Source organism: Flavobacterium sp., from assembly GCF_039916025.1.
Classification (GTDB): domain Bacteria; phylum Bacteroidota; class Bacteroidia; order Flavobacteriales; family Flavobacteriaceae; genus Flavobacterium.
The window spans coordinates 1-6519 of sequence record NZ_JBDSMB010000081.1 but is presented as its reverse complement, the minus strand read 5'-3'; the positions used below and the strand labels follow the sequence as shown (position 1 = coordinate 6519).

Below are 6519 nucleotides of genomic sequence, written 5' to 3'. Positions count from 1 at the left end.
AACTTCCACATAATTTGAAATCATCTTGAGATAGATTAATATAGTAAATTGAACCACCATCTTTTTGAAGAACGGGCTCAACTACTTTGGTGATATCATTACAATTTCCAGCAGCTGAAATGATTACTGTTCCAGAAGCAATAACTTCTTCATTTGGATATTTTTGCTTCATCGAAAGCGAATCTTTTCCGGTTGGAATGTTGATTCCAAGGTCAATTGCAAAATCTGCACAGGCTTTTACAGCTTCGTATAATCTTGCATCTTCACCTTCATTTTTACAAGCCCACATCCAATTGGCAGAAAGCGAAACGCTTTTTAATCCGTCTTTTAATGGAGCAAAAACAATATTCGATAATGCTTCTCCAATAGAATTTCGAGAACCTGCCGATGGATTAATCAAAGCTGAAACCGGAGAATGCCCTATTGTAGTTGCGATTCCTTCTTTTCCATTATAATCTAAAGCCATTACGCCAACGTTATTCAAGGGCAATTGTAATGGTCCTGCGCATTGTTGTTTGGCAACTTTTCCGCCAACGCAACGATCCACTTTATTGGTTAACCAATCTTTGCAGGCAACAGCTTCTAATCGTAAAACTTGTTCGAGGTATTCTTGAATTTTATCTTGACTATAACTTACTTCAGTATACTTTATCTGCGAATTGTTATCGGTCATTATCACTTTTGGAGAACTTCCAAACATATCTTCCAACGCAAAATCCATTGGCTTTTCACCAGTTGTTTTGCTTTCAAAAGTAAAACGGTGATTGTCGGTTACTTCACCGACTTCATACATTGGTGCACGTTCGCGTTCAGCAACTTTTCGTAGCAATTCAATATCGTCTTGACCGATAATCAATCCCATTCTTTCTTGAGATTCGTTACCGATAATTTCTTTGGCAGATAAAGTTGGGTCACCAATAGGCAATTTATCCAGATTAATCAATCCTCCGGTTTCTTCAACAAGTTCAGAAAGGCAATTCAAATGCCCACCGGCGCCATGATCGTGAATTGAAACAATTGGGTTTACATCACTTTCTACAAAAGCACGAATAGCATTCGCGGCTCTTTTTTGCATTTCTGGATTTGAACGCTGAATTGCATTTAGTTCAATTCCAGAACCAAAAGCACCAGTATCCGCAGATGAAACTGCTGCTCCACCCATTCCGATTCTATAATTTTCACCACCTAGAACTACGATTTTATCGCCTTTCTTTGGAGTATGTTTTATGGCTTGTTCTGCTTTTCCGTAACCAATTCCACCCGCAAGCATGATTACTTTATCGAAGCCTAATTTTCTATTATTTTCTTCGTGTTCGAATGTTAGAACTGAACCTGTAATAAGCGGTTGCCCAAATTTATTTCCGAAATCAGATGCTCCATTAGAAGCTTTTATCAAAATATCCATTGGTGTTTGGTACAACCAATTTCTTTCGATCATTCCGTTTTCCCATGGACGATTTTCGGCTAATCTTGAATATGCTGTCATGTAAACAGCAGTTCCAGCTAATGGTAACGAACCTTGTCCACCAGCCAAACGGTCACGGATTTCACCGCCAGAACCTGTTGCTGCTCCGTTAAATGGTTCAACAGTTGTTGGGAAATTATGTGTTTCGGCTTTAATTGAGATTACCGAATTGAATTCTTTTTCCTGATAGAAATCAGCTTTGTCTCCGGTTTTAGGAGCAAATTGTATGACTTTCGGACCTTTGATAAAAGCCACATTGTCTTTATAAGCAGAAACAATATCGTTCGGATTCAGTTCCGAAGTTTTTTTTATCATTTTGAATAAAGACATATCTTTTTCTATACCATCAATAACGAAAGTTCCGTTGAAAATCTTATGACGACAGTGTTCTGAATTGACTTGTGAGAAACCAAACACTTCTGAATCGGTCAGTTTTCTGTTTAGTTTTTTGGAAAGGTTTTCTAAGTACTGAACTTCTTCATCGCTCAAAGCTAAACCTTCCTGCTTGTTGTATTCTCCAATATTATCAATTTCCAGAATTGGTTCCGGCTTGATATTGATCGTAAAAATATCCTGATTCAATTCATTGTACTTCTGGAAAAGCATTGGATCAAAATCGGTAAAACCATAAGCAACTTTTTGGAATTCTTCAATTCTGATGATGCCTTCTATTCCCATATTTTGGGTAATTTCAACAGCATTGGTGCTCCAGGGCGTAATCATGGCGGCACGTGGGCCAATAAAAAAATCCGTCAGGACGGATTTTTCTATTTTATGTGCGTTAGCGAATAACCAATTAAGTTTTGAGATAGTTTCTGCCGAAAGTTCGTTTTGCGACTGAACGGCAAAAACGGTAGCACTTTCGTTTCCGAAGAAATGAATCATTGTGTTGTTGTTTTGTAGTTGTTGTAGGTGCAAATTTAGGCTAAATAAATGAAACCTAAAAACCTGTTTTCAAATTTAATCCGGAAAAGTTATCCAATTATAAGCACCAATATCATATGGTGGAGTTCGTAGATTTCCAAGTATGTCAAACGGAACTCCTGCGTCAATTCCGGTTCCTTTTGCAAAAGAATCAGCACCAATAACTAGTTTGTTCTTACTTATGTCAAAGAAATCAGGAGTTTTATTTATTAAATTTCCGTTCTGTTCCAATCTAATAACATCATATAAAGGATTTCCGGGAATTGTAGAACTGCTTGATATATTAAGTTTTACCAAACAATTTTGAAAAGACGAATTAAAAACTGTTCCTTTTTTATCTAAAATAAGCTCGTTACTATTAGAACCATAAATAATGCAATTTATAAAATTAGCCTGAACCAAAGGCCAGGTTTCAGGAACTGCATCTTTGACATAATCAGCAACATAAACTGCTAACTGTTTTGAACTGCTCCAGTTATTATTGAAAGTACAGTTTTTGAAGTTGTAATCACCTCCATAAACTGCTGCCAAACAAAACTGGCCAGCTGTATTGATTACTATATTTTTACCATCAATACGACCATCAGCGGTGAAAATCCCATAGTTCGAACAATCATAAATTTGAGTATTTTCAATGTCTACTTTATTACCAACATTATTTTCTATCAATAAACCGATTACGGCATTTTTGATAGTTAAGTTTTTGATTGTATGATTACTAGTTCCGCTTCCGTTTCGTAGATAAACGGTTCCCCATTGTCCAGGAATATCCGAGAAATCAGGTTCTAAACGGTCGCCTTCAAAGATGACTTCGTTCTCCAATGCCGCTGTTAAGGATGTTGAGCCTTCAACATGTAAAGTTCCGCCTTCCTGAACAACTATGCCTGAACTGTCATGAAAATGAACTCGGGCACCGCCGGGAATAGTTAATGTTTCCCCGCTGGGAACACTGGCATAACCATAGACGACATAGGGCTTATCAGTATGGAAAGTATATTCGTCACCATTGTCAGGATGAGTGTGGCTTAGATTTCTTCCATTTTCTTCCAAAACAGTTCCGTCATCATTGAAGCCAATTGGAATTTGATCTATCAAACCATTTGTCTTATTTGGAAAAATAAAATAAGCATCCTGAATTAGTGTTACCAATTCTACTTTTTGAAAATTGGTGCCGCTATCAAACTGAATTTGGTCTGTATAAAGAAAATCTGTTGGATTTGCATCGGCAATATCTGCAGTAGTTTCTATAAAAATATACATGCTGTCTTTTGCCAACAATTCTACATCGTGAAAAATTCTGTTGTTATCACCAGTCATTCCGTCAACCGTCATTCTGTATTTAGAATCTTGTCCTTTACCAAGTTGTATTGTTGGGATTTTGATGTCTTTGCTGCTTCTGTTATAGACTTTCAAAGTATAAGTACTTGAACCAATATTTGTAAAAACAGTATCTAAATAAATGGTGTCTTTAGAAAAAGTTAAATCGCCTGTGCTTGGTTCGAAGGCAAAGTCCTGACGACATGAACTAACGGTAATAGCTAAACCAACAAAAAAAAGAATAATGAGTTTACGCATCTGCAGAGTGAATTTTGGTAAATGTAAGTATTAAAGTTTAATTTGAAAATAGCGCAATTTGAAAATTTGAAACTGTGACAGTATTTTACTATTCTAGATAACGCAGAAAATAAGGTTTTATTGTATTTTTACCAAAAAAAGCTATGTCATTCGATAAAGATAAAATCCTCAAACTTTGTAACGATTGGTGTAAAAACACGTTGATGGAAACTCTGGAAATTGAATACATCGATGCCGGAGAAGATTTTTTAACTGCAAAAATGCCTGTCAATTCAAGAGTGCATCAACCGATGGGAATACTTCATGGTGGCGCAACAGTAGCTTTGGCAGAAAGTGTTGGAAGTGCTGCTTCGATGTTGTTTATCAATCCTGAAAAGCAAGAAGCCCGAGGCATTGAAATTTCAGCCAATCATTTAAAAAGTAAAAGAGAAGGAACCGTTTTTTGTACCGCAAAAATTATCCATCAGGGCAGAAGCATTCATTTATGGGAAATAAAAATCACTGATGAAGAAGGAAAATTGATTTCACTTTGTAAACTGAGTAATATGATTATACCTCGACGCTAATGACGGATTTATTCATAAAAGTCAAAACTCATCAGGAGCAACAATTGCCATTTGCGTTGTTTTGCAAGCCTGATTCCGATAGAATTATAGGTGTGTTTCAAAAAAACGACCATCTGTATTTTTTGGAAACTTTTGAAGAAAAAGGATTTGTTTTTGCGCCGTTTGATGCTGATGAAATTCCTTTTATTCCTTTGGAACATTCGGATGTGTATGTTGAGAATGTGAATACTTCCAATTATTTTTTTGAAAAGAAAACCTCAAATGTAAATAGCGCAATTAGTAATGATTTTTTTGAAGATTTAGTTGCAAAAGCTGTTGATGCTATCAATAATAAACAGTTTTCAAAAGTTGTCTTATCGAGAAAAGAAGAAATCGACAATTCCGATTTTGATATTGAAATCACGATGAATAAAATGATAAGTACTTATCCAAGTGCGTTCAAATATTGTTTTTTTCATCCTAAAATTGGCACCTGGCTTGGAGCCACGCCTGAACAGTTCTTGAAAACGAATGGCAATGCTCTAAAAACGGTTGCGCTTGCCGGAACCCAATTGGCAACAAGTTCTAAAAATATTGTCTGGCAGGATAAAGAGAAAATAGAGCAACAACTGGTAACCGATTTCATCGTTGACAGTTTAGAAGATTTGGCCAAAGAAATCACAATTTCGAGTCCATATTCAGTTAAGGCAGGTAATTTGTGGCATATCAAATCTGATATTTTAGCCAGATTAAAATCTAAGAAATCTTTAAAGAAAATTATACTGGCATTGCATCCCACTTCGGCGGTTTGCGGTTTGCCAAAACAGGCTGCAAAAGAATTCATACTCGAATACGAAGGTTATAACCGGGAATATTATTCGGGTTTTTTAGGTGAGTTGAATATTGATTTTGTTACTTTCAGAACGCTGCAAACCGATTTATTTGTCAATTTGCGATGTATGAAAATCATCAAAAGCAAGGCGCAATTATACATTGGCTGTGGGATTACAAAAGATAGTATTCCTGTGGATGAATATATCGAGACAGTCAATAAATCGATGACGATGAAAAAAATTATTCAATAAAGCTTATTTTTGATAATTAAATTATACTAAAATGAAACTAGATATATTGGCGTTTGGCGCGCATCCGGACGATGTTGAATTAGGCTGTAGCGGAACCATTGCCAAAGAAATTTCGTTAGGAAAAAAGGTTGGCATTATCGACTTAACCCGAGGCGAATTGGGAACACGTGGTTCGGTTGAAATCAGAGATTCTGAATCGGTACTTGCTGCTGAAATCTTAGGGATTGCTGTTCGCGAAAATCTGAATATGCGTGATGGTTTTTTTGTAAACGATGAAGCACACCAACTTCAAATTATTCAAATGATTCGGAAATATCAGCCTGAAATTGTGCTTTGCAATGCAATCCGTGACCGGCATATTGATCATGGCAAAGGAAGTAAATTGGTTTCGGACGCTTGTTTTCTTTCGGGTTTAAGAAGAATTGAGACTACGTTTGATGGCAAGAATCAGGAAGCATGGCGGCCAAAAGTTGTCTATCACTATATTCAATGGGAAAACATAGAACCTGATTTTGTGGTAGATATTACTGGATTTACAGATAAAAAAGAAGCTTCAATTCTGGCGTATGCGTCACAGTTTTATTCAGAAAATTCGAATGAACCTGTAACGCCAATTGCTACTAAAAACTTCCTCGAAAGCATTCATTATCGTTCGCAGGATTTTGGGCGAATAATAGGCGTAGAACACGCTGAAGGTTTCACGGTTGAAAGATATTTGGCTGTCAATAGCTTAAGTGATTTAAAGTAACTTTTTTATTTTTTTTCTTGACAAAAGAAAAGAATTATCTATATTTGCACTCGTTAAAAATGGTGGTTGTAGCTCAGCTGGTTAGAGTATTGGTTTGTGGTGCCGAGGGTCGCCGGTTCGAACCCGGTCAGCCACCCTTAACTAAAAAGTCCTGATTCGTCAGGACTTTTTTTGTTT

General features: G+C 36.4%; 5 protein-coding genes and 1 tRNA gene. 4 read left to right on the top strand and 2 right to left on the bottom strand.

The features are described from left to right. Both purL and ABIQ27_RS05135 read right to left on the bottom strand, forming a co-directional pair. A partial coding sequence (purL, locus tag ABIQ27_RS05140) for a phosphoribosylformylglycinamidine synthase (protein WP_348032683.1) occupies positions 1 to 2350 on the bottom strand: 2350 nt, incomplete at its 3' end. Between the two features lie 75 nt (positions 2351 to 2425). After that, on the bottom strand, positions 2426 to 3964 hold the full coding sequence (locus ABIQ27_RS05135) for a right-handed parallel beta-helix repeat-containing protein (RefSeq protein ID WP_348032681.1): 1539 nt from the start codon (positions 3962 to 3964) through the stop codon (positions 2426 to 2428). 143 nt (positions 3965 to 4107) lie between these two features. Here ABIQ27_RS05135 and ABIQ27_RS05130 point away from each other — a divergent pair, with 143 nt between their 5' ends. The 4 genes from ABIQ27_RS05130 to ABIQ27_RS05115 all read left to right on the top strand — a co-directional run bounded on the left by ABIQ27_RS05130 (position 4108) and on the right by ABIQ27_RS05115 (position 6478). After that, on the top strand, positions 4108 to 4530 hold the full coding sequence (locus tag ABIQ27_RS05130) for a PaaI family thioesterase (RefSeq protein ID WP_348032679.1): 423 nt from the start codon (positions 4108 to 4110) through the stop codon (positions 4528 to 4530). Further along, positions 4530 to 5594, top strand: coding sequence for a chorismate-binding protein (locus ABIQ27_RS05125; protein WP_348032678.1), 1065 nt, complete (start codon positions 4530 to 4532; stop codon positions 5592 to 5594). The genes ABIQ27_RS05130 and ABIQ27_RS05125 overlap by 1 nt, the downstream gene beginning before the upstream one ends. A gap of 31 nt (positions 5595 to 5625) precedes the next feature. Beyond that, the gene (gene bshB1 / locus ABIQ27_RS05120; RefSeq protein WP_348032676.1) at positions 5626 to 6342 is read left to right on the top strand and encodes a bacillithiol biosynthesis deacetylase BshB1; all 717 of its coding nucleotides are present in this window, start codon (positions 5626 to 5628) and stop codon (positions 6340 to 6342) included. A 62-nt stretch (positions 6343 to 6404) separates the two neighbouring features. Next, a tRNA-His gene (locus ABIQ27_RS05115) sits at positions 6405 to 6478 on the top strand. Positions 6479 to 6519 lie beyond the last annotated feature (41 nt).